Raw genomic sequence first — 24,517 nt, forward strand, 5'->3', positions numbered from 1 at the left:
CAATTATTATTCTAACTGCCTGACAGGCAATAATTGATAAACGCTATTTAATGCTTTATGCATATCGCTTATGGAATAGTTTTGATGTTCCCGTTTTTTTAAGCCCAGGCTGCTTAATTCCAGATGCCAGGTAGGTTCAATATTGTGTTGATGAAGCACTTGTTTGACACAGGCAATTTTACACCCATCTAACGCAAGAATAGGGCGGCCGGATTTTGCTATTTTTACCAGCCCCTTCACGTTGCCCCCAACCCCTGCGATACACGACATTTGCGCATGCTTTTCGCGGTCTAGAACAATCGCCAGATCATTGGCCATTTGAGCCAGATTGGAGCAGCCTGAACAGGAGTATACCAGTGGGAAGTATTCAATTTTTTTACTCATATTCATCTCCTGAAGCGTTGATGAAATTACATAAAGCACAACCAATAGTAAAAAAATGTTGAACTAATGCGTTTGATTTTCATCAAGTGTTATTGCATGGCTTCAATGTTTCAAGAGGTTGCGGCGCTGTAGCTCGCCTGCCGCGTGTATAGGACGAACCTCAGTGAAGTACATCCACATTAAGGATGTCCAGATAATGCCGAACATAAACATAAATGCCGAGGAGCGGACGCCCGTTAGATCCACTAAGGCACCGAATAACACCGGTAAAATAAATCCACCCAGTCCGCCTGCCAATCCTACAACGCCAGAAACAACGCCAATATTGTGTGGGTAATCATCGGATATGTATTTGAATACGGACGCTTTACCAACAGCAAAGGCAATGCCCATGGTAAACATAATGATGGTAAAGCTGGTGGCGTTTAAGCCAAGATGAAAACTCATAGGGCCATTGATCGTGGTAATCACAATTTCAGTAGGCGGGTAGGATAGAAAAAATAAACACAGCAGTGATACCCACAGCACCCACCAGGTGACGGTGTGCGCACCAAATTTGTCGGAGAAATATCCGCCCAGCGCGCGCAAAATGCCACCCGGTAAACTAAAGGCAACTGCTAATAACGCCGCCGTTTTTAAATCGAAACCGTATTCGGTGATGTAGTATTTTGTCATCCACAATGAGAGTGCGACATAGCCGCCGAATACAATTGAGTAGTACTGGCTGTAGCGCCATACACGCGGATCTTTTAACACCGCCAATTGTTGTTTGATCGTGATATTGCTGGTCGCCTTATGGGTGCTATCAGTAAAACTAAAAAACCAGAATAACAGTGCAGTAATCAACATAAGCACAGCGTAAACTTTGGGAACCATGGTCCAGCCATAAGCGACAACAATTATCGGTGCAACGAGTTTAGTTACTGCTGCACCGGTATTGCCGGCACCAAATATTCCCATTGCTAATCCTTGCCGCTCTTTTTTAAACCAACGTGCGCAATACGCAATGCCAACAGTAAATGATCCGCCAGCAACGCCTACAAACAAACTTAATACTAAAAATTGCCAGTAAGCTTGTGCATAGGAAATTAGCCAAATAGGTATGACGGTTGAGATCATCAGTAAAAAAAATACAATTCGCCCACCGAACCTGTCGGTCCACATTCCCATTGGCAAGCGGATTAATGAGCCGGTTAATACGGGCATTGCAATCAATAAACCAAATTCCGTTTCATTGAGTGAAAGCGCTTCTTTGATGGGGATGCCGATGACCGCAAACATCATCCAGATCATAAAACAAATGGTAAATGAAAAGGTGCTGGCGATAACAACAGACCAGGCTTTGTGTTCACTGCTTGCCATAAAAAGCTCCCGATAAGCACAATTAAAATCATTTAACATTAACAATAAATTTTTCTGTTTTATCGGCAGTGTACTGCCAGGCGGGCAGTGCTTGCTATCGGGCGATAGCACTATGAATTGGTACTGCTTACTCACAAATAGGTAAGCGTTAACGCAGGTAAATTACGATGGCTGGTGGCTCAGGTGTTATTACTAGTGGCAATAATCAATTCTTTTCCTGCTTGATCATGCCAAAAACCATTGCAGTCAGGATTTTCCAAAGGAAATGTTGTCGGGGTGTGCAATTGTTGTTGAAAGCGTTCAAGCCATAAAAAAGTTTCATGCTCTTGTGGGCTTAAACGAATAATGTCGATAGTGTTTTGCAAACCTTGCAGGTCATTGATTAAATTGTGGCGAAAGCCCGATTGGGTTTGTATGCCATTCAGTGTAAATAAACGCTCGCCCTCCTGACTGGTGACTGCTCTGCCTGCGGGGTATTTTTTGCAGCATAAATCACATTGATCTTTGGGTTTTCCTTCGGCTCGCGCAGTAAAACAGCGTGCGGACCAAGCTAGCGGTAAATGGCCAAAAGCAAATAGCTCGGTTGTAAAATACTCCCGCAGATCAGTTATTTCGCTGTTGTTTAACAGGGTACTGATCCAGCGTAAGGGCAATTCAACCGGTACTACCCAGCGCTGCATGCCCATTTTCATTAAATACCGCAAACTGTGCTGGTTGTAGCAGTTGAGGGTATTGCCTGCTACGAAAGGTAGCCCCCGCTCATTGAGCAAACGCACAGCACCAATATCGTTCGCTTCAATTAAAAATTCACCGTTGTCGCAGTAGCGATTTAGCTCGCGCAAATCTGCTGGGGACTCCAATAGCGTCATAGTAGAGAGCACGACTTCTTTACCTGCTTCACGCAGTTGGTGCGCTATGGCGATGTAATCTTCCAAACGCAATTCGCGTCGTTTAGGACAAACTGTTTCGCCCAGGTAGATAATATCCACGTTGGATTCCGCTGCACTGCGATAAAAATCCAAAATGTTATTTTTATCCCAAAAATATAAAATCGGACCGAGTGAAAATTTCATAATAAACCCCTTTCTTCTATCGCCATTGCCGTTCATAAGCGCCAAGGGTAGTTTGGCTGCCTTCTGCCAATTGCGTGAGCGCCGCCTGCCATTCCGTTTTGACTAAAAATTTTTCCGGAGTGGAGCGGCAGCAATCAATAGCCTGTCGCCATGCACGTGTCACTTGTGCAACGTAAGCGGCGCTGCGTTGACGCCCCTCAATTTTTAATGAGCGAATACCCAGCGCAAGTAATTCCGGCAATAACTCCATGGTATTTAAACTGGTGGGTTCTTCTAATGCGTGATAAGGCGTTGAGCCGGGTTCATCGGCGAGGGTAAAACGGCCTTTGCAAAGTGTGGGATAACCTGCGGTTTCGTTCGTGCCAAAACGATCAATTAATACGTTATTCAAACGCGACTCCAACACGCCATTGTGATCTTCCCAGCGCACAAATTCGGCAGGAGAACAGGCGCCAAACGTGTTGGGCGATTGACCGGTTAAGTACGAACTTAAATAACAGCGGCCTTCCGCCATAATGCACAGGCTGCCAAACGCAAATACTTCCAGGGGGGTAGTGCAGGAGTGCGCCAGATTTTTTACCTGGGCGATAGACAATACGCGAGGTAAGACTACGCGCTGCACATTAAATTGTTGGCTGTAGAAATCGATTGCAGCAGCGTTAGTAGCTGAGGCTTGCACCGATAAATGCAGTTCTGCCTGTGGATAGCGTTCAGCTGCGTATTGCAGAATGCTTATGTCCGCGATAATCAGTGCATCAACACCAGACTCAACCGCTTCATCTACTGCTGCGCTCCAATGTTGCCAGTTATCCGGGTGCGCGAAGGTATTAATGGCCACATGCAATTTGCACTGGTGTTGATGTGCATAACGAACGGCTTCTTTGAGTTTAATGGCATCCAGATTTAAACCGGCAAAATGGCGAGCGTTCGTCTGGTTGCGCAGCCCAACATAAACCGCATCAGCTCCATTATCGATAGCGGCTTTTAATGCCGGAATATTGCCTGCAGGACACAACAATTCCATCGTCTACCTCCAATGGTTTATAGCCAGCCTGATATTGGCTTGCCATGATTGGCAAAGTGCTATTGTGGGCGATGAGGTGAAAAAATGTTATACCAACAAAGGGTAAGCCAAGGGGTAGATAGTATCGCGCGGGCACTGATGCCACGCCTGCCGGTGGCGCTGAACTGGATCGGGCGAGCGGTGCCTGACCGGCTTCAACATTTAGCATTGGCGCGCAGTTTGAATTATCTATTGCGCGAGGCAATTGTCTTGGGCGAGCTGGATTTTTTTACAGATAAAGTGCTGAATATTTGCATTAAAGATCTGGGAGTTAATTGTAGTATCCGCTACCGGAATAAAAGTTTATTAGTCGCAGAGGTGGTGTCAAATCCGCATTTGCGTTTTAGTGCAGACAGTTACGATCTATTATTGATTGCCACCCAAAAGCTGGATCCTGACATGTTATTTTTCCAGCGGCGTCTGGAAATGAATGGCGATACTGAATTGGGATTGGGAATAAAAAATATGCTGGCCAGTATAGAACTGCATTCACAATTACACCCACGCGTTGCAGCAACTGTGCAACAAATCGCGGGGCTTATCCTGCGTTATCGATAGCTGTTTTCAAAAAAAACTGCACACCGGCTAAGGGGGCGCGCCGGGTGCAGAAACGGCTGAGGAGGCTTCAGCATGCATCGGTAGTCAAATAATTATCACGTTTTAGCTAATTAAAACCCGCTTAGGCAGATGCAGTAGCGCGGTGTTTCTCCGTTTGGTGTTGAGCACTATTAACAGGAAGATTGCGTGCTTTTTTGATGTGATAGTGGCGCAGCTTGTGCTCTTTACGCCGTCCGGCACTGAACGACGAAATACGTTTTAAATAACCGATTACGCGGGTGCCGTAGTCCACATCATCTGACCCGCACGCGGAGCATTTGTGAAGTGTTCGTTTGTCGATTTGCTGGCATTGATTGCAGATAGTGATTTTTACGTTGATACAAAAATAGTTACAGCCTGTTTTAGCGGCGATATTGATTAGCCTCAGGTAGGCGTCGGCAGTCAAGGCTTCATCCAGATTCAAATGTAACGCGGAGCCACCATCCAAATAATCAATCAGCTCGCGACCGTGCAGAATAAATTTATCAAGCGGGTTGGTGTTATCGTCCTCCACCACATAAAAATACGAGTTATAGCACTCACGTGCGACTTTATAGCCGTCGGCTTTATCCCACTTCGCATTTTTCACCCCAAGGTTTTCAGCGGGTACAAATTCGGTATTGAATAAATAACCAAATTCTTCTTTTGCTGCGCGGTTAGCGTTGTAAATCACCTTTAAATGATTTTGCACAAATTCAATGTATTCCGCGTTGTTGCTGGCCTGAATGCCTTGCGATTCTGCGGCCTCCACCATGCCGTTAATACCAATGGTAAGAAATTGTTTATCCAAACTGATAAAGCCTGCGGAATAAACATTGAGCATACCTGCTGCCAAATATTCTTCCATGAGTTGGCGATAGGCGACTTGGTAGCAGTGGATTTTTTTAACTTCAGTGAGCAGGTCGCGGCCGTCCTGTACCAGCCGATTCATGTTAATGGTGATGACATTAATTGAGCCGGTTGCAACACCGCCAGCGCCGAGCGTGTAGGAGAACGTATGGTCACTAATTTCGTTGCGCAGACGGCAGCAAGAGGCAAGTGAATCAGCATTGTCAGACAGGTAAATAAAAAATGCGCTGCCTTGTGCTAAATGGGAGCCAATCGACGCCGCAAAAGAATGGTCTTTACATTGGCCATTTTCAGTGAGCATGGCGACGGTCACCACCGGAAATGTCAGCAGGGTTTTGCTGCGCTCGGCATTAAACCACTGCAGGAAAAAATCCTGTAGTTTGGCAACACTGTTCCATTCAGGTTTGGTGAAGTCCGGAAATACAAATTCACCAAACATGGAATCAAAGTAATGTTGGTCATAAATAGAAATGTTCCAGAACACACTTTGGTAGCCACGTGCGGCAGCGGGCTGGTTGAGGGCATACACCACATGTTGCAAATGGTTGGCAATTTGTTTGGTGTGGGTATTCAGGTAGTCATCGCCATAATCTTTGCGGGCAAAATAATCAAAATAGGTAAGGAATTCGACGGTGGCTATGGCTCCGGCAAATTGTGAGCTCACAGCAAATACAAAATTCACAAAAGTACCGCAGAAAGATTCCAGGTGTTGCGGGGCGCGGGATTCTCCGCCCAGCTTGGTTAATCCATCCAATAAAAAAGGGTACATGGTGAGCGATGCGCAATAGGGTTTGAGGCTGGTTTCATCGTGCACATAAATTTCATGCTGTTCAATCTGGCGGATATATTCTACGGCCATGCTATCGCCAAACAACTCACCAATTTTTCGGCTCACTTGTGCGCGATTCACCTGCACAAAAAAGTCTTTCATTAATTCGGCTTCAAGGGTAGCAATATTTTTTTGTGTGACATTGGCATTGGCATCCATGGTGGAGCCATCAGCTGCATTTTCAGCGGCCAGATAGTGCTGAATAAAATTCAGTTTTTCATTCAGTTGGGCAGGGTTTAATCGCAACATAAAAACTCCTTATGAAAAATGCCGGTAATTGGCGAATTGTTATTGGCTGTGTTTTTGAAATCGATAATTCAGAAGCTCATTGGTGCGCAAATCAATGAAACGCTGATTGGTGTCGGGGTTGTCCAAGCCGCCCCGCGCTGCGATCCATGCGCCGGTTTTCAGGTAGGTCAGGTGTGGCAGTAATGAATTGGGAATCAAATCAAAACCGGTATATAAACAAGTATTCAGCTGGGCGCGGCGCGCTTGTTCCAACAGGGGTTGCAATAAACCAGGCAACCACTCGCCACCAAAAAAAACAACACAGCTAATCAAGCCCTTGTAGGCGTTCAAACGGCTTTGAAAATAGTCGGCATACAATGGCTCGCCTATTTTCGGATTGCGATACTCACTGCTATGGCAGCCTTTGCAGCGCAAAGGGCAACCGGTAATGGTGTAGGCAAGAGAGGTTTCACCGGGAACCTCCTGCCAGACAATTTGTTCATTAACGAAACGCATAAATTTCATAAAGCACCACATTTAGTGTTTATTTTTAGTTTCATTTCTATATGTAGTGAAGCCTAGTGTGTGAGCCGTTTGAAATATTTGATCTAAATCAAATTCTGTGTGGGGCTACCCATAAGGGAGTAGGGGGCGGGCGCGTTACAAGCTAAGCCTTAATGGGTATTTCATCGGTTATGGGTAATGCGTAGATTGGGTGATAGAGCAAACACATGAGGTTAAGCAATGGAACACTTTGATGATTTTTTAACAGCCGCGCGCGCGCAAGCAGATGCTCAACGCTTATTGTTGGTGTTTGTGGATATTGATAGTGCGGCTGGGGGCGATACCCATGAAGGCGGTTTTCTCACACCGAAAATGTGTGTGGATAAAACACCAGATGAAATTGCAAGCTTTACTGCTTTGCTTGCTGAAGCGGCAAATACCGGGCAGCTCTGGTCATTCATTTTTGCCGCCAGCCTCGCAGGCAAAGGCGCACAAGCGCCAAGCAGTACCGATGCCAATAAACCGCTGGATGCAATGATTGCCGGCATTAATACCGGCATGATTGAACAGTATTTGGTATTTGATAAGCAGGGAGAAATATTGTCGCTTACGGCAAGCGAGTAATGAGATCGAACAGCGCTGACATCATTTATTCCAACGCTAGACTAATTTATTTAGCTGCAAAACTTTGTAAATTTTTTTAGCACTGCGCGCCAGTTTATTGATGTCGCCCAAGCTGGGTGTTTCGTCGCGCGCGAGGCTGTATTCCCAGTGGATAATTTCCTGCTCCAAATATTCCAATAAATTTTTTGCGCAACCAATACAACTGCCGGAACACACGCGCGCATCATCCAGTTCATCAAAGGGAATATGGGCGCGTATTTGCGTTACCAACTCCCTCATCGCACTGCTGGTGTCCGGCTTTTTCATTTTAACTATAACGGCTGTAAGGTGTTGCGTTTAGGGGTGGCATGGTGAATTGCTCCTCCTGTTTGACAAATAATAAATTGTTTTCCAGATGGATATGCTCCATTAAATCGCTACGCAATTTTTGCAAACCTAAATAAAGTGCACGCCAGGTGTTACAGGCACCCAATGGCGGGGTCATATTATTGGTGAGCCGTTCCAGCTCGCGCAGTGCGGCAGCGTGATCATCGTGTTCGTGGCGCATAACACTAATAGGGCCAAGCACCATAGAGCCTGAACCTTGCTTGATCATAGGAAATAAAATCTGCTCTTCTTTTTGCATATGCATTTCCAGCTCTTGTGCCATATGCAACAAATGCTCGCTTAAACCGTGCGGGCAGTCTGGCTTGTCTGCATGTACCCGTTCCACCTTATTGGCCAAGCGCAATAATTCGGGTAATTCGGCTCTGTGAACCTGATGAAAATTTTCCAGAATATAATCAATCAAATCAGGTAGCGGCATGGTATCGGTGGAGGGTGTTTCACCTTTGGTGACTATTGCCAACAGTGAGTTAACAAGTGTTTCGCTATCCAGATGTTTTTCTTCTGCAGCGCGGCGCAGGCTTTTATTGCCTCCACAACAAAAATCTAATCCGTGTTGGTTAAAGATCGCCGTAGCACCGGGAATTTTACGCGCAAGTTGGCCCAGGCTTCGGTCAAGTAGGTCGGGGGTAGTCTCAAGGCTCATGATCTAATCCTCGCAGAGCAAAAGGGTTTATTGCATCAGGGGTGATGTGGGCACCGAAAAATCGTAACCTTCTATAGTGGCGTTGTTAATTAATTGCTGGATGTATTGTGCAATGGCTTTGTGACGCACACGCTCTTGTAAATAGTTGGCAATTTTTTCTTTGATATCGTCAAATTTCAGCGCCTGACCGGGAGTGATGCGGTTGATTTTTACGATGTGAAAACCATAGCGGCTCTCCAGTGGTTGGTGATGCAAACCAACCGGTAACAGCAACAGTTGCCGCTCAAACTCTGGCACAGTTTGGCCGCGACTGATCACGCCCAAATCGCCACCTTCCTGTTTGGATGGGCAGGCGGAGTGAGCTTGTGCAAGTTGGGAAAAATCCTGCCCTAGTTGCAGCTTGATCAGCAGCGCTTCAGCGTCCTGTTTGGCGGTAATACGTTCGGCTTCATCCTCGGGCGCGGCAGCAATAAGAATGTGTTGCAGTTCAAGGAGTGGTGAACTCATAAAACGCTGGGCATTGGCAGTAAAGTATTGCAGGCAAGCTTGTTCATCGGCTGTTGGCAATGGCACTTCCTGTGCGATCAAGGCTTCAATAAAATCTTTATCTGATGCAGCGGCATTATCATCGCCTACGTGAATATCCAGCGCTGCTGCACGTTGACGCAAGAGTTCACTGATAATGAGTGCCTCAGCGGCTTTTATCATTGCCTCGCGCTGTGATGCAGCGGGGTGATATTGCATTTCAGCCAGAATATGTTGTTCATTAATGGTAGCTTGGTTGACCTGAATCATAGGTTACTCCGCAGTAATTAGTGCCAGGCTTTTTTGCGTACTATTTGATAGCTGCGCCCAACATATTTAACTGGCACGCTAAATACATGCACCAAACGGCTAAATGGGAATACAACAAATAAACTCATTCCCAAAAATACATGTAGCTTGTAAATCCAGTGTACAGATGCGATTGCAGTTGCCGCTTGCGTTGGATCAAAAGTCGCAATATTTTGCGCCCAGCTCATTAGCAGCAGCATCTCTTTACCATCGGTATGTTGTGCTGAGATAAAAATGGAACCCAAACCTAAAATTAATTGCGCGTAGAGCAGTAACAAGACGGCAATATCCATATTGCTGCTGGTGGCGCGTATGCGTGGGTTAAATAACCGGCGGCGTAGTAAAATGGTTAGACCAATAAAACAAATCACACCAAAAACGCCACCCAGTGTCATGGCAATCAATTGTTTGTGATGGGCGTGAATACCGAGCAGGTGCCAGACTTCAACCGGAGTCAGCAATCCAACAAAGTGACCGAGTAATACTGTGATGATACCCACATGAAATAAACGGCTACCGGTTTTTAATTGCTTGCCTTCAAGCAGCTGACTGGAGCTGGCTTTCCAAGTGTACTGTTCGCGGTCATAACGAATCCAGCTGGCAATAAAACAAATAAATAAAGCGATGTAGGGATAAAGCCCAAATAGCAAGGTATTTATATAATTCATATCTGCTCCTATATTTTTGCCGCAGCATTCAGGTTTAGTAGGTCATCAACATTTAAAAACTCAACGTGATCGCGACTTTGTTGCGCGCTGGGGCGCACTGTGGAGCTGCTACAGTTATCGGCATTCTTCTCTGCGCCAAAGTTCACCATTTCGTCTTCCCACACTTTATCCAATGCTTCGGGCGTGTCATCGCGCTTTTCTTGTTCTAGCTGTGCATGTAATTCATCGAGATTAACGTCCACTCCGGAAAGTAAAATCAGGCAATGAAACAAACCGGCATAGGGGTTGTTGCGTTTTTCCAGGCGGCAGGCCAGTACCGATAAAATCGGTGCTACTTCCTCCAACCCAATGCGCGCATTCTCTTCGCCTTGGGTAGATAAAAACTCCAGATACAAGGGCAAATAATCGGGCAGTTCTTTTACGCCAATATCCAAACCGGCAGTGTGATATTGCTGTTGTAAATCCACCATGGCCTGACCTCTATCACGGGATTCACCGTGAATATGCTCAAACAAATGCAGTGAGAGTGCGCGGCCGCGCTCAAACAAACCGTCATAGTTAGATTGCAGATCCAACAGTGAGGTAGTTGCGTAATATTTTAAAAACTGATCAAGGTGGTGATGTATTTGTTGTTTGGCTTGCGGCGGCGCGTCCATTAATTGCACGCCGATGCGCAGCACTGCTAGCAATTCTTCGGAGTTGTCTTCCGGGTAATCCATCAGCAGTGATAAAACCGTTAATAATTTCATGGGGACTACTCCTGAATCGACACGGGAATAACCTGACGAACCCCTTTGGCTTTGGTGCCGAAAAGATTCACATCGTTATTGCCATCACCACAGCCGTTGCCAAAACTAAAGCCACAACTACTTTTTAAATCGTAAGCATTTTCAGCGTAGGCGCGGTGGCTGGTGGGCACTACAAAACGGTCTTCATAATTGGCGATAGCCATGTAGCGATACATTTCTTCCACCGTGGCAACATCCAGCCCGACTTGTTTAAGTACGTCCAGATCCTGAACGCCGTCCACGTGCTTACTGCGCATATAAGCGCGCATGGCGATCATGCGTTCCAGCGCATACTCAACCGGTTTTTCATCGCCAGCGGTTAATAAGTTGGCGAGATAGCGCAGCGGAATACGCAGGGATTTCAAATCGGGAATCTCGCCGTTCATACCAACATGACCGGCTTGCGCCGCGTTCTGGATGGGCGACAGTGGCGGTATGTACCACACCATCGGAAGGGTGCGATATTCAGGGTGCAGTGGCAGCGCGACTTGCCAATCCACCGCCATTTTGTACACCGGTGAACGCTGTGCTGCATCAATCCATGCTTGCGGAATTCCTTCGGCTTGTGCGGCGGCAATAACACCCGGGTCATTAGGATCGAGGAAAATATCTAACTGCGCTTGATATAAATCTTGTTCGCTGGCCACGCTGGCCGCTTCCGCAATGCGGTCAGCGTCATACAGCAGCACACCTAAATAGCGAATGCGACCTACGCAGGTCTCTGAGCAAACAGTGGGTTGACCGGCTTCAATACGCGGATAGCAGAAAGTACATTTTTCTGATTTGCCACTTTTCCAGTTGTAATAGATTTTTTTATAGGGGCAGCCGGATACGCACATCCGCCAGCCGCGACATTTATCCTGATCGATCAGTACAATGCCGTCCTCTTCGCGCTTATAAATCGCACCGGAAGGGCAGGAGGCAACACAGGCAGGGTTCAAGCAGTGTTCACACAGGCGCGGTAAATACATTAAAAATGTTTTTTCAAACTGACCGTAAATTTCAGTCTGTACCACATTGTCAAAGTTTTTATCTTTTTTGCGTTTTGCAAACTCGGTGCCCAGAATTTCTTCCCAGTTGGGGCCCCAATTAATTTTTTCCATGCGCTGGCCGCTAATCAGCGAGCGCGGGCGAGCCGTGGGTTGGTGCTGGCTATTGCCTGCGGTGTGCAAGTGTTGATAATCAAAATCAAAAGGTTCGTAGTAATCGTCAATTTCCGGTAAATCCGGGTTGGCAAAAATGTTGGCGAGCACACGCAGCTTGCCGCCAATACGTGGAGTTAATTTTCCATCCGCACTGCGCTGCCAACCGCCTTTCCATTTGTCCTGATTTTCCCATTCTTTGGGGAAACCTACACCGGGTTTGGTTTCCACATTATTGAACCAGGCATATTCCACACCTTCGCGTGAGGTCCACACATTTTTGCAAGTGATAGAGCAGGTGTGGCAACCGATACATTTATCCAGGTTCAACACCATGCCAATTTGGGCACGAACTTTCATTTTTAATTTCTCCGGTCGAGAATAACTGTTTAAGAAGTTGCGGTTATCTTGCTGGCAGTTAAGGCGTGTCTAACCAATCCACTTCTTTCATTTTTCTCACTACAACAAACTCATCACGGTTGCAGCCAACGGTACCGTAGTAGTTAAAACCGTAAGCCTGTTGTGCATAGCCACCAATCATGTGTGTTGGTTTCATAATTGCGCGTGTTACCGAGTTGTGCATACCTCCGCGCGTTTTGGTAAGTGCCGAGCCGGGCATATTGATGATGCGCTCCTGCGCGTGGTACATCAGGCTCATACCTTCCGGCACCCGTTGCGATACCACAGCACGTGCGGCAATAGCACCGTTTACGTTAAACACATCAATCCAATCGTTGTCTTCAATACCTGCCGCTTTGGCATCCACTTCACTGATCCATACAATCGGGCCGCCACGCGACAAAGTGAGCATTAACAAGTTGTCGCTATAGGTACTGTGAATGCCCCATTTTTGATGCGGTGTAATCCAGTTCAAAATAATTTCTTTGTTACCGTTAGGTGTGCGGTTCATTACCGGGCCGATAGTTTTTAAATTTACCGGTGGTTTGTAACAACACAACTGTTCACCGAAATCGCGCATCCATTCGTGATCCTGATAAAACTGTTGACGGCCGGTGACGGTGCGCCATGGAATTAATTCATGCACGTTGGTGTAGCCCGCATTGTAGGAGACGTGTTCGTCTTCAAGGCCCGACCAGGTAGGTGCAGAAATAATTTTTCGCGGTTGCGCCACAATATCGTGGAAGCGGATTTTTTCTTCTTCTTTGGGTTTGGCTAAATGGGTGTGATCGCGCCCGGTAATTTTGGAGAGCGCATCCCAAGCTTTTACCGCAACATGACCGTTGGTTTCCGGTGCTAGTGACAAAATCACTTCGCAGGCATCAATAGCGCTTTCAATTTTTGGGCGCCCCTGATGCGCACCTTCTTCATGGTGGATGCGATTTAATTTGCCAAGGAATTCCACTTCTTCTTTGGTATCCCATTTAATACCTTTGCCACCGTTGCCGAGTTTTTCCAGCAGTGGGCCAAGTGAGGTAAAGCGTTTGTAAGTGTTGGGGTAGTCGCGTTCCACTACCACCATGTTGGGCATGGTGAGGCCGGGAATGGCTTCGCATTCACCTTTCCACCAGGCTTTTACGCCATAGGGTTGAGCGAGTTCTTCGGGTGTGTCGTGCATCATGGGTTGGGTAACAAAATCTTGTTCTACACCCAAATGACCTTCACATAACGCCGAGAATTTTTTGGCAATACCTTTAAAAATATCCCAGTCGCTGCGCGATTCCCACACCGGATCAATTGCTTTGGTGAGCGGATGAATAAACGGATGCATATCCGAAGTATTCATATCGTCTTTTTCATACCAGGTCGCTGTTGGTAAAACGATGTCGGAATACAAACAGGTGGTGGACATTCTAAAATCCAATGTCACCAGCAAATCGACTTTGCCTTCTGCGCCTTCATGGTGCCATTTCACATCTTCCGGTTTTTTACCGTCTGCGCCCAAATCTTTACCGAGCAAACCGTGTTTGGTGCCGAGTAAATGGTGCAGCATATATTCGTGCCCCTTACCGCTGGAGCCTAATAAATTAGAACGCCAGATAAACATATTGCGCGGGAAGTTTTGTGGCGAGTCAGGGTCCTGGCAGGCGAATTCCAATTTGCCGGATGTTAATTGTTCCACCACATAGTCTTTAGGCGATTTACCGGCAGCTTGTGCGGCAGCCACAATACGCAGTGGGTTGGTGGCCAGTTGTGGTGCAGATGGCAGCCAGCCCATGCGCTCGGCGCGCGCATTAAAATCGATAATGCTGCCGCTCCATTTTTCTTTATTCGCCAGCGGCGAAACCACTTCGCTCATGTCCAACTTTTCATAGCGCCATTGGCTGGCGTGATTATAAAAAAAGGACGTGCCGTTCATTTGACGCGGCGGACGCTGCCAATCCAAACCGAATGCAAGAGGGAGCCAGCCATTCTGTGGGCGCAATTTTTCTTGCCCTACATAGTGCGCCCAACCACCGCCGCTTTGACCCACACAGCCACACATCATGAGCATGTTGATCAAGCCGCGGTAATTCATATCCATGTTGTACCAGTGGTTGAGGGCGGCACCCACAATCACCATAGAGCGCCCGTGAGTTTTGTCGGCGGTACGCGCAAACTCGCGCGCAACACGAATGACATCGGCGCGTGCTACACCGGTAATTTTTTCTTGCCATGCGGGAGTGTAGGGCGCGTCGTCATCAAAACTTTTTGCGACATTGTTATCGCCCAAACCATTATCGACACCGTAGTGAGCAACCATTAAGTCAAAGACACTGGCTACCCATGCAGATTCGCCGTTTGCGAGCAACACTTTGCGCGCGGGCACTTTGCGTAATTGAATCTCACTGTGATCAGTGTGTTTAAAATAATTGTACTCATGTTCATTGCCGCCAAAGTAGGGGAAGGCGACATCCAGAATTTTATCGCAGTGATTTTTTAGCGATAAATGCACATCTACTTCTGCACCACTTTTTCCATCGCGCTGTTCAAGGTTCCATTTTCCATGTTGGCCCCAGCGATAACCGATTGATCCGTTAGGGCTGATCAATTCCTGTGTTTGTGCATTGATTGCAATGGTTTTCCAATCGGGATTATTTTCTTGCCCGAGGTTATCAACCAAATCGGCTGCGCGTAGAAACCGCCCCTGAGTTAATTTGTCGCCTTGCTGCTCCAGCATAACTAGCATCGGCATGTCGGTATATTGTTTGACGTAGTTAGTGAAATAGCTGCTGGGTTTTTCGATGTGAAATTCTTTAAGAATGACATGACCAAATGCCATACCGAGTGCAGCGTCGGTGCCTTGTTTGGGCGCGAGCCAGGTGTCGCCAAATTTGGATGCTTCGGAATAGTCGGAAGTAATGACGCAGGTTTTGGTGCCCTTGTAGCGCACCTCAGAAAAAAAGTGTGCATCAGGTGTACGTGTTTGGGGGACGTTGGAACCCCAGGCAATAATGTAATTGGAGTTGTACCAGTCGGCTGATTCAGGCACGTCGGTCTGTTCGCCCCACACCTGTGGTGATGAAGGTGGAAGGTCGCAATACCAATCGTAAAAACTTAAACAGTTAGCGCCAATCAGCGATAAATAACGCGAGCCTGCGGCGTAAGAGACCATGGACATAGCAGGAATAGGCGAGAAGCCGCTAATGCGATCCGGACCGTAGGTTTTAGCGGTGTAAATATTGGCAGCCGCAATAATCTCATTAACTTCGCCCCAGTGAGCGCGCACAAATCCGCCCAAGCCGCGACGTGACTTATATTTTTTGGCGCTGACCGGATCTTCAACAATAGATTGCCATGCCTGTACGGGGTCGCAATATTCCTGGCGGGCTTCTCGCCAGAGTTCAATTAACGCCTGACGCACTTTGGGATATTTCAAACGATTGGCACTGTAAATGTACCAGGAATAACTCGCACCACGTGGACAGCCGCGAGGCTCGTGATTGGGTAAATCAGGGCGCGTGCGCGGATAATCTGTTTGTTGTGTTTCCCAGGTGATCAAACCATCTTTTACATAAATTTTCCAACTGCAGGAGCCGGTGCAATTTACGCCGTGGGTAGAGCGCACAATTTTATCGTGCTGCCAGCGCTGGCGATAACCTTGTTCCCAGCGGCGATCTTCATCAGTGGTAACACCATGCCCATCGGCAAAGGGTTCTTGACGCTTTTTGAAAAAACGTAATTTGTCGAGTAGATGACTCATGCTGCGGCAGCTCCTAAAAGTGTGCGCGTTAATCCAGTTCACATATGTCGCCTGAAAAGCGTTATGCGAATGACGCGCTAGCGGTTCACGGTTGACAATTGAATACTGCGCCATTCAACGCGCTGCTGCCAGTGACCGAAAATGCGTATAAAACGCCGTGATTACCACTAAAGAGGTATCTGAAGAAATTTGTTAAGTTGATGAATTGTTTGATATTTATTTGTTGTTTAACGAAATCGGAAAAACCGGAATTACCCTGTGAATACAAAAGTAGTACTCCAATTAAAAACGAGAGGCGAAAATGAATAACGGAAATTTTTTTAAGCAAATGTTGAAGGTTTGGAAGATATCTTTGGCAGAAGGCGCAACACTATTGGTAGTATTTGCGAATGCAACATTTTTATTGTCATATGCTGTTTTTATATGACATCAAGTGCAGTTTTTATGTTGGCCATACCTCTATGGTGGTAGTAAAAGCTGAAACTACCCATAAAGTGGTATAACAATTTCAAAGTATTTTTATGAACTCATCATCACGATCGTCAATTGTCATGCGCGTCAGCGCAGCGCTAGCCTGCATCATTGTGTTGGGAATGAGCACCATGCTTATTTCTTATTGGTTGTCGGAGCGCGCTGAGCATGATTCTCTGGCGATTAATATTGCCGGTTCCCTGCGTATGCAAAGTTATCGCATGGGAATGCTGGCGGCGGGTAATGTGACCGAAGCAGGGGAATGGCAGGCTGCGCTGGAAAAAATGGAAAAGACCTGGAGCAATCCGGTTTTTATTCCTTTTTTAAATGATAAGCCGAAAATTAGTGAGCTTTATAGTAAAGCAGCTGCTAATTGGCGCGAGCAATTGTTGCCTGCGTTTACGATGCTTTACCAGCAGCACCAGCAGCAAAATACAGTAAAGCTGCAACCAGTACAGCCACAATTACAAGCACAACAATTACAACTGCTGCTTGATGAGCATATTCAACTGCTGGATCAGCTGGTAAACCAGATCCAGCAGGATGCGGAAATGAAAGTGCGCAGTTTTCGTTTGGTGCAAATCATCGCACTCTTTGCCACCTTGTTGGTTTCTGCTGTAGTGATGTATTCGTTGCGCGTTAAAGTCGAACAACCTTTGCGCCAACTAACAGCGATGGCAAAACGAATTTCCCATGGGGATTTTAGCTACCAAACACCGGTTACCAGTCAGGATGAATTAGGGGTTTTGGCTGCCACTTTCAATTTGATGAGCAAGTCTATCGCTAACAGCTACGAACACCTTGAACAGCAAGTGGATGAAAAAACCAAGGCCTTGCAGCAATCCAATAGCGCACTGCAATTTTTGTATGAAAGCGCCAAGCTCATTATTGAAAATAACCCTGGTGGTATTAATTACGACGAAATTATATCGCGCTTGGGTAAGACTATTGCTGTCAGCAATCTTGAGTTATGTTTGACCACCATTGGCGGCGACAGCCCTTATTTGCAAATAAAACCTGCCAGTGAAGTGAATACAGAGCTGTGTAAAAAGCAAAACTGTTACAAATGTCTATCCAGTCGCGGTGTGCTGGAAAAAAATAATGGTATGGCAATTTATCGCTTTCAACTGATGCGCAACGATCAACATTACGGCCTGATTGTGTGCCGCGTATCTGAGCAACAATTGCTATCGCCCTGGCAGGAACAACTTATTCAATCAACGACTGACCAATTGGCCGTGGGAATGAGTTTGAAAGCAGATGAAGAGCAGTCGCGCCGGTTGGCGGTGTTGCAAGAGCGCAACGCCATCGCGCGCGAATTACACGATTCTCTGGCGCAAGCATTATCCTATTTAAAAATCCAGGTGACGCGCTTAAACAAAGCGATCGACCGCGAAGACAGGGTTACCATGGAAGATGTAGCGGGCGAGTTGCGCGAGGGTTTAAACAGTGCGTATCGCCAGTTGCGTGAGCTTTTAACGACTTTCCGTTTAAAAATTGATGGTAACGGATTAAAAGCGGCGCTTGAGTCCGGCATTGATCAGCTGCGTGCACAAAACGCGATGCAAATAGATTTTCATTATTCCCTGGGCAATGTGCCATTAACGCCCAATGAAGAAATTCATTTGCTGCAAATTATTCGCGAGGCTAGTCAAAATGCAATTCATCACAGCGGAGGCAAAAATTTACGCATCCGGCTGTGGCAAGGTGACAATCAAGCGATCAATCTGGAGATTGCCGACGATGGAGTTGGCCTGCCGTTGACACCGGAAAAAATGAATCACTATGGATTGGCAATTATGAAAGAGCGCGCCAGGCATTTGGGCGGTGAACTGTTGTTGGAAAACCGGACAGGCGGCGGAGTGCTGGTTAGTTTTGAATTTATTCCGGACTTTATAAAAGTGCGCCAAAAAAGCGGGCTAATCATTTCCGATGTATTACATGGCTTGCAGCCCTGAACACTGTCCCAACAATGGTTTAACGTATTTGCAACAGTTGAATGAGTGCCGGTTTTCTTTTTTGTGGCAGTAAATCTGCAAGTGAATACTGGTCGAGCACATTAAAAAATGCCTCTAATGCCTGGGCAAAAACCATTTTCAATTGGCAGGCAGGGGTGATGGTGCAGGCCTGTGCATTACTGAAGCACTCCACAATGGCCAGATCCTGTTCGGTATCGCGCACCAGAGTACCAATATTGATATTTTCAGGTTGTCCGTTTAGCCGCAAGCCGCCATTTTTACCGCGCACGGCAATCAAGTAACCTTTTGCATTCAGTTCCTGAACGACTTTCATTAAATGGTTTTTGGAGATGCCATAACTCTCGGCAATTTCAGCGATAGTGGAAATTTCGTCTCCTTTCAATGCAACGTACATGAGTACACGCAGGGAGTAGTCGGTATAGCGAGTGATATACATAGGGTTCTCTTTTTGCTTTCTCTCAATGAGGTGCGCGAGGTTAAAGGCTGATGTGCTTTTGGGCAAGCCCGATCAGCGCTTCGCAATAATATTACTCATGGAATACTTCCGGATCACTATAGGCGCGAATATCGCTGTAAACCCGGCATCCTTTGTAGAGGGTAATATTCTCGGCGCTTATGTTGTTTTCATCCTGTGGCAAAGGACGAGTCCAAATGAAGGTCGCTATCGCTATAAAGAAAAAGAAGCTCGCCACCAGCAGCCTCCCATCAACATCAATAAAGGCCATCACTAGCCAACTGCAAGCGAGCATGAATAGCGCCAACTTTTTTGCAGCCGCGGGGATGGCATGTTCTTGCTGCCATGTCACCACAGGTTTACCCAACTGTGGATGGTTGATTAGCCAGTGATGTAAACGCGGCGAACCTTTGGCCGCCGACCAGGCTGACAAGAGTAGCAGTGGGGTAGTGGGTAGCAGCGGCGTCACAATACCGACCAAACCTATAAATAGCGATACGCACGCAAGTGCCAGGTAGCCAACCTTTTCAGGCAAGGAGATTCCAGTGTGTTTACTCATAGTCTTTCCTCTTTTATCTGCATCAAACAACGAGAAGAAAAATCCTTACTTTTAAACATGTATTTATTTTACATCTTTAAAAGATGCATTTACAATGCATATTAAGTGGTTGTTTGGATATTTTGTCAGGCACCTTTTAATTAACCGTCGATTTACTGCACCCGGAGAGAGACATTATGAGTATTCTTGATCAGAGCCTTGGCCAACTTGCCCGGAGTATTCCGGGTGCCACAACGATTTTTCACAAATACCATTTGGATTTTTGTTGCGGCGGAAAGAAAAGCCTGCGCGAAGCTGCAAATGACCGCGATCTTAGTTTGGATGCGCTGGCAGCCGAATTGCAGTTGTTGCAGTCACTGGATTCAACGGAGCAGGAATGGACAAGTGTGCCGAATATTGAATTGATCGAGCATATCCTTACCCGTTATCACGATGTTCATCGCCAACAACTTCCGGAACTGATCCGTTTGGCGCAGCGGGTAGAGCTGGTTCATGGCGGTCATACGGAATGTCCTGCAGGTTTGTCGCAACATTTGGAGACTATGCTGCAAGAGCTGGAAAGCCATATGAAGAAAGAAGAACAAATTTTATTTCCCATGATTAGTCGCGGCATTACCGGCATGGCTGTCCAACCCATTGCAATGATGCGCAGCGAGCACGACGATCACGGTGCTGCACTGGCTGATATTGAGTACATCACAAATGGCATGGTTGTTCCCAAGGGAGCCTGCAATACCTGGCGCGCACTCTACCTTGGCCTTGAAACACTAAAAACGGATTTGATGAATCATATTCATCTTGAAAACAATATTTTATTTGATCGTATTGATCATCAACTAGGAGAAAAAAACCATGCGTGAATACCGCAAACTATGGTGGCTACTAATCGCCGTCCTCATCGTCACATTTTCAATTCTTGGATACTTCGGGCGGGAAGTGTACCGAAAGGCACCGCCGATACCGGACAAAGTAATATCAGAGAGCGGCCAGGTGTTAATGACCCGCGACAGTATTTTGGATGGCCAAACCGCGTGGCAATCGGTAGGTGGTATGCAGTTGGGTTCAATCTGGGGGCACGGCGCTTATCAGGCACCCGACTGGACAGCTGATTGGCTGCACCGCGAATTAACCGCTTGGTTGGAATTGGCAGCACAAGAGCAATTTAACAAACCTTATGCTGAATTGGATGACGCACAGCAACATGCCTTGCGCTATGAATTAAAAACCAGTTATCGCAACAATACCTATGACCCGGCAACTGGCAATTTGATCGTTAGTGAACGCCGCGTGCAAGCCATTCAACAAACGGCTGCCTATTACGCGAGTTTATTTAGCGCCGAACCGGAGTTGCGCAATACCCGTAAAAGTTTTGCGATGAAAGAAAATACTCTGCCCGATGCGGAGCGTCGCGCGCGCCTGACCGAGTTTTTCTTTTGGACTGCATGGGCTGCCGCCACTGAGCGCCCCGATTCTGCGGCAACCTATACCAACAATTGGCCGCACGAACCGCTGATTGATAATAAACCCACGGCAGAAAATATTATCTGGTCAATTGTGAGTGTGATTTTATTAATCGCCGGTGTAGGTGGTTTGATTTGGGCCTGGGCGTTTTTGCGCAAAGAAGGTGAGCATGAACCACAAGCACCGGAAAAAGATCCTATCTCGCTGGTATCGCTAACACCTTCACAGCGCGCGCTGGGTAAATATTTATTTTTAGTGGTTGCACTCTTTTGCTTTCAGGTTTTTCTGGGTGGTTTTACTGCGCACTACACGGTGGAAGGGCAAGAGTTTTATGGCATCGATGTATCACAATGGTTTCCTTATTCATTAACACGCACTTGGCATATTCAGTCTGCATTGTTTTGGATCGCCACAGGTTTTCTTGCGGCTGGTTTATTTTTGGCACCCATTATCAACGGCGGTAAAGATCCAAAATTCCAAAAACTCGGCGTCGATATTTTATTTTGGGCCTTGGTTGCGGTGGTAGTGGGTTCGTTTATCGGAAATTACTTAGCCATCGCCCACATCATGCCCGCTAACTTGAATTTCTGGTTAGGTCATCAGGGGTATGAATATGTAGACCTTGGTCGTATTTGGCAAATTGGCAAGTTCACCGGTATCGTTTTATGGTTGGTATTAATGTTGCGCGGCATAGTGCCTGCGCTTTATCAACCGGGCGATAAAAATTTGCTCGCCTTGCTTACCGCGTCAGTCGCTGCGATTGGATTATTTTACGGTGCAGGCTTTTTCTACGGCGAGCGCACTGTATTAAGTGTGATGGAATACTGGCGCTGGTGGATTGTGCATTTATGGGTAGAAGGTTTCTTTGAAGTATTTGCCACTGCAGCACTCGCGTTTATTTTTTGCAGCATGGGCTTGGTGTCACGCCCTATGGCAACCGCCGCAAGTTTGGCTTCGGCCTCACTGTTTATGTTGGGCGGAATTCCGGGCACTTTCCATCATTTGTATTTTGCCGGAACCACCACACCGGTAATGGCAGTCGGTGCAACCTTCAGCGCCTTGGAAGTAGTTCCGCTGGTAGTTTTAGGTTATGAGGCTTGGGAAAATTGGCGCTTGAAAAAGCGCGCCGCCTGGATGCAAAACATCAAATGGCCGCTGTTGTTTTTTGTCGGTGTTGCTTTCTGGAATATGTTAGGCGCGGGTGTATTAGGCTTCATGATTAATCCTCCAGTTTCGCTTTATTACATTCAAGGTTTAAACACCACACCCGTGCACGCACACGCTGCACTCTTTGGCGTATACGGTCTGCTTGCGTTAGGTTTCACTTTGTTAGTGTTGCGCTATATTCGCCCGCAGCTGGTGTTTAACGAAAAATTAATGAAGGTTGGATTTTGGTGGTTAAACGCTGGGTTGGCATTAATGATTTTCACCAGCCTTTTACCCATCGGTTTCATCCAGTTTTACGCCAGCGTGTCAGAAGGTTTGTGGTACGCCCGCAGTGAAGCGTTTATGCAGCAAGACTTACTGCAAACCCTCCGCTGGGTGCGCACCTTTGGCGATGTAGTGTTTATCGTCGGTGCCTTGGCAGTGAGCTGGCAGGTAGTGATTGGTTTGTTTAAGCAAACTAAAGCTCCCGCAGTAGCCGCTGCTTCAAACGAAATCAAAAAAGATGCTGATTGTTGCGGTAGCTGTGGCGGTAAATAAGCATTAATCGCCAAACCTTAAGTCGGATGTGAGTTCCACATCCGGCTTTTTCCTTCCTTGTCATTAACATCTCACTGCCATCTTGTGCAGGCCCAAAGCGTCCACAATGCTAGAGTTTAAAGACTCTCCTGTAGCAGCGAGCGTCGCCCCTGACTGGCAGCATAAAATCGTTCATGCAAACATCGTAATTGAACAAGTCGAACTGGCTGGTGGTGATGTTAAACCGGAGCAGTATCAAAAGCCGCAAGGCTTTAATATATTGTTAGGCGTGAAAACTGAAAGTAAGGTCAAATCTCTATTTGAGAAATTTTCTATTGGTGGTGAAGTGATTTTGCCGCCCCAAGAAACATTTTTCTCACCCTGTTACGCAATCGTTGTAGACCGTTTTGGTGTGCCTTGGAAGTTTAGTTGTGGTACGTGAAAATGTGTTCCGAAACGGGCAGAGACTTAAAAATCTCTGCCCGTTGTATTTCAGGGTTCAAATTTTTTTCAGGCTGCTATTAGACCACAATTGCCTTATACAAATTAAATACCGATATTCCGCTGATTAGTAATCCCACCAAAATCAGCAAGGTTCTGGTTGAGAACTTTTTGCACGCGTAGGCGGCGAAAGGTGCGGCGAATAGGCCGCCGATGATCAAGCCTGCGACTACGTGCCAGATTGTTTCATCGACCAAAATAAAGAGTGATGCAGCGCTGGTGAGTGTTAAAAAGAATTCTGCAAAGTTCACCGAGCCAATGGTGGTGCGTGGGTCGTGGCCGGTGCCTACCAATGTGGTGGTGACGACAGGGCCCCAACCGCCGCCGCCGGAGGTATCTACAAAGCCGCCGAGCAATGCGAGTTTTGCAACGTGTTTGGGTTCGCCTTTGCGGGTGGCGATGTGTTTGCGGAAGGCTTTGCTCAATACGTAAACGCCCATCAACAACAAATACACAGTGATAAATGGCTTGAGGGTCTTGCCATCAATTTGGGTTACAAGAATTGCCCCGAGTAATCCACCAATAATTCCCGGAATTAATAAACGTAAAAATAATTTTTTATCGACGTTGCCGAATTTAGCGTGGGATATACCTGATACGCCCGTGGTGAAGACTTCTGCCATGTGAACCGATGCCGTCGCCAGCGCCGGTGATGCGCCGGTTGCCAGTAAGAAGCTGGTGGAGGTCAGGCCGTAGGCCATGCCCAGTGCGCCATCGATAATTTGAGCGAGCAGGCCAACCAGTAGGGCATTCCAGAACATGGAGTCGTTAACGGCGGCGTCAATACTGTTTACGCCCTGTTCCCAGCTCCCCCCGAACAGTTTGACCAGCCCGAGAATTACCAGAGTGAGTAGGGTAAAGGTGGCGAAAATGACCGCGGCGCGGATCACCGGATGGAGTGGTATTTGCTCTACAGGGGGCAGACCGAGCGCCTGATGTTCCTGGTTGACGGGGCTGTCGGAGTAATCAAGGTCGCGGATTCTCATGGGGTTTCCAGTCGTCTGGTTAGATGCTGTTTGGGCTGTGTATTTATCGCCCTTATGAACGTGATCGCATCCTAATCAGTGGCTGTGAGCATGGGAAATACTAAGTTTTCATGTGCTTATAACTTTCTGTTTGGCATCTTTGGTTCTAAGCAAAGTCCAAAATAGTATTTTTGGATTTTCACTCGGGCTTCTACCATAAGCACACCTTATGCGAATCATTTCATTGCGCATAAAGTCAAAAAGCCTATGGGATTAACAGCTTGATGAGATCAGCATTCTTGTAAGATCAGCCGTTCTATCAGATCAG

Annotated in this window: 22 protein-coding genes; 6 read left to right on the forward strand and 16 right to left on the reverse strand. The window is 46.8% G+C overall.

Annotated elements, in window-relative coordinates:
• Nucleotides 1-6 precede the first annotated feature (6 nt).
• The 4 genes from B2739_RS14940 to ubiU form a co-directional block, all read right to left on the reverse strand.
• Entirely contained in the window at nucleotides 7-384 is a 378-nt protein-coding gene (locus B2739_RS14940) for a putative zinc-binding protein (protein ID WP_331346643.1), read from the reverse strand.
• Between the two features lie 102 nt (nucleotides 385-486).
• Entirely contained in the window at nucleotides 487-1,746 is a 1,260-nt protein-coding gene (locus tag B2739_RS14945) for a nitrate/nitrite transporter (RefSeq protein ID WP_331346644.1), read from the reverse strand.
• Nucleotides 1,747-1,925: 179 nt separating this feature from the next.
• Nucleotides 1,926-2,819, reverse strand: a complete 894-nt coding sequence (locus B2739_RS14950; RefSeq protein WP_331346645.1) for a U32 family peptidase — start codon at nucleotides 2,817-2,819, stop codon at nucleotides 1,926-1,928.
• A 16-nt stretch (nucleotides 2,820-2,835) separates the two neighbouring features.
• On the reverse strand, nucleotides 2,836-3,843 hold the full coding sequence (gene ubiU, locus B2739_RS14955; RefSeq protein ID WP_331346646.1) for a ubiquinone anaerobic biosynthesis protein UbiU: 1,008 nt from the start codon (nucleotides 3,841-3,843) through the stop codon (nucleotides 2,836-2,838).
• A gap of 84 nt (nucleotides 3,844-3,927) precedes the next feature.
• Here ubiU and ubiT point away from each other — a divergent pair, with 84 nt between their 5' ends.
• Nucleotides 3,928-4,440 (forward strand): ubiquinone anaerobic biosynthesis accessory factor UbiT, encoded by a 513-nt coding sequence (gene ubiT, locus B2739_RS14960; protein WP_331346647.1) that lies wholly within the window; start codon nucleotides 3,928-3,930, stop codon nucleotides 4,438-4,440.
• A gap of 121 nt (nucleotides 4,441-4,561) precedes the next feature.
• On the opposite strand, the gene nrdD is transcribed toward ubiT, so the two are convergent.
• Complete coding sequence (gene nrdD, locus B2739_RS14965) at nucleotides 4,562-6,406, reverse strand: anaerobic ribonucleoside-triphosphate reductase (RefSeq protein WP_331346648.1); 1,845 nt, start codon at nucleotides 6,404-6,406, stop codon at nucleotides 4,562-4,564.
• Between the two features lie 39 nt (nucleotides 6,407-6,445).
• Nucleotides 6,446-6,910: an anaerobic ribonucleoside-triphosphate reductase activating protein gene (nrdG, locus tag B2739_RS14970; protein ID WP_331346649.1), complete on the reverse strand. Its 465-nt coding sequence runs from the start codon at nucleotides 6,908-6,910 to the stop codon at nucleotides 6,446-6,448.
• A 219-nt stretch (nucleotides 6,911-7,129) separates the two neighbouring features.
• Between nrdG and B2739_RS14975 the strand changes: the two genes are divergently transcribed.
• Entirely contained in the window at nucleotides 7,130-7,513 is a 384-nt protein-coding gene (locus tag B2739_RS14975) for a hypothetical protein (protein WP_331346650.1), read from the forward strand.
• A 36-nt stretch (nucleotides 7,514-7,549) separates the two neighbouring features.
• Here the strand turns inward: B2739_RS14975 and B2739_RS14980 are convergent, their stop codons facing one another.
• From B2739_RS14980 to B2739_RS15010, 7 genes are read right to left on the reverse strand one after another with little or no spacing between them, the layout of a single operon-like run.
• Nucleotides 7,550-7,819 carry a hypothetical protein gene (locus tag B2739_RS14980; RefSeq protein WP_331346651.1) on the reverse strand — a complete coding sequence of 90 codons (270 nt, stop codon included), beginning with the start codon at nucleotides 7,817-7,819 and terminating at the stop codon, nucleotides 7,550-7,552.
• A gap of 1 nt (nucleotide 7,820) precedes the next feature.
• Complete coding sequence (gene ytfE, locus B2739_RS14985; RefSeq protein WP_331346652.1) at nucleotides 7,821-8,543, reverse strand: iron-sulfur cluster repair protein YtfE; 723 nt, start codon at nucleotides 8,541-8,543, stop codon at nucleotides 7,821-7,823.
• Nucleotides 8,544-8,570: 27 nt separating this feature from the next.
• On the reverse strand, nucleotides 8,571-9,338 hold the full coding sequence (locus tag B2739_RS14990) for a peptidylprolyl isomerase (protein ID WP_331346653.1): 768 nt from the start codon (nucleotides 9,336-9,338) through the stop codon (nucleotides 8,571-8,573).
• Nucleotides 9,339-9,355: 17 nt separating this feature from the next.
• Nucleotides 9,356-10,045, reverse strand: a complete 690-nt coding sequence (narI, locus tag B2739_RS14995; protein WP_331346654.1) for a respiratory nitrate reductase subunit gamma — start codon at nucleotides 10,043-10,045, stop codon at nucleotides 9,356-9,358.
• Between the two features lie 8 nt (nucleotides 10,046-10,053).
• Entirely contained in the window at nucleotides 10,054-10,794 is a 741-nt protein-coding gene (gene narJ / locus B2739_RS15000) for a nitrate reductase molybdenum cofactor assembly chaperone (protein ID WP_331346655.1), read from the reverse strand.
• A 5-nt stretch (nucleotides 10,795-10,799) separates the two neighbouring features.
• Nucleotides 10,800-12,335 (reverse strand): nitrate reductase subunit beta, encoded by a 1,536-nt coding sequence (narH, locus tag B2739_RS15005; RefSeq protein WP_331346656.1) that lies wholly within the window; start codon nucleotides 12,333-12,335, stop codon nucleotides 10,800-10,802.
• Nucleotides 12,336-12,393: 58 nt separating this feature from the next.
• Entirely contained in the window at nucleotides 12,394-16,116 is a 3,723-nt protein-coding gene (locus B2739_RS15010) for a nitrate reductase subunit alpha (protein WP_331346657.1), read from the reverse strand.
• A gap of 521 nt (nucleotides 16,117-16,637) precedes the next feature.
• On the opposite strand from B2739_RS15010, the gene B2739_RS15015 reads away from it, so the two are divergent.
• The gene (locus B2739_RS15015; RefSeq protein ID WP_331346658.1) at nucleotides 16,638-18,545 is read left to right on the forward strand and encodes a histidine kinase; all 1,908 of its coding nucleotides are present in this window, start codon (nucleotides 16,638-16,640) and stop codon (nucleotides 18,543-18,545) included.
• A 19-nt stretch (nucleotides 18,546-18,564) separates the two neighbouring features.
• On the opposite strand, the gene B2739_RS15020 is transcribed toward B2739_RS15015, so the two are convergent.
• Both B2739_RS15020 and B2739_RS15025 read right to left on the reverse strand, forming a co-directional pair.
• Nucleotides 18,565-19,002: an Rrf2 family transcriptional regulator gene (locus B2739_RS15020; protein WP_331346659.1), complete on the reverse strand. Its 438-nt coding sequence runs from the start codon at nucleotides 19,000-19,002 to the stop codon at nucleotides 18,565-18,567.
• Between the two features lie 91 nt (nucleotides 19,003-19,093).
• Nucleotides 19,094-19,579: a YbaN family protein gene (locus tag B2739_RS15025; RefSeq protein ID WP_331346660.1), complete on the reverse strand. Its 486-nt coding sequence runs from the start codon at nucleotides 19,577-19,579 to the stop codon at nucleotides 19,094-19,096.
• Between the two features lie 176 nt (nucleotides 19,580-19,755).
• On the opposite strand from B2739_RS15025, the gene ytfE (B2739_RS15030) reads away from it, so the two are divergent.
• The 3 genes from ytfE (B2739_RS15030) to B2739_RS15040 all read left to right on the forward strand — a co-directional run bounded on the left by ytfE (B2739_RS15030) (nucleotide 19,756) and on the right by B2739_RS15040 (nucleotide 23,165).
• Nucleotides 19,756-20,439 carry an iron-sulfur cluster repair protein YtfE gene (gene ytfE / locus B2739_RS15030; protein WP_331346661.1) on the forward strand — a complete coding sequence of 228 codons (684 nt, stop codon included), beginning with the start codon at nucleotides 19,756-19,758 and terminating at the stop codon, nucleotides 20,437-20,439.
• The gene (locus tag B2739_RS15035; protein WP_331346662.1) at nucleotides 20,432-22,744 is read left to right on the forward strand and encodes a nitric-oxide reductase large subunit; all 2,313 of its coding nucleotides are present in this window, start codon (nucleotides 20,432-20,434) and stop codon (nucleotides 22,742-22,744) included. The genes ytfE (B2739_RS15030) and B2739_RS15035 overlap by 8 nt, the downstream gene beginning before the upstream one ends.
• Nucleotides 22,745-22,850: 106 nt before the next feature.
• A complete protein-coding gene (locus B2739_RS15040; RefSeq protein WP_331346663.1) occupies nucleotides 22,851-23,165 on the forward strand; it encodes a VOC family protein in 315 nt (104 codons plus the stop codon).
• Between the two features lie 79 nt (nucleotides 23,166-23,244).
• Here B2739_RS15040 and B2739_RS15045 read toward each other — a convergent pair whose 3' ends face one another.
• A complete protein-coding gene (locus tag B2739_RS15045; RefSeq protein ID WP_331346664.1) occupies nucleotides 23,245-24,210 on the reverse strand; it encodes a sulfite exporter TauE/SafE family protein in 966 nt (321 codons plus the stop codon).
• Nucleotides 24,211-24,517: the final 307 nt, after the last annotated feature.

Origin of the sequence: Cellvibrio sp. UBA7661, from assembly GCA_002483365.1 — a bacterium.
Classification (GTDB): Bacteria; Pseudomonadota; Gammaproteobacteria; order Pseudomonadales; family Cellvibrionaceae; genus Cellvibrio.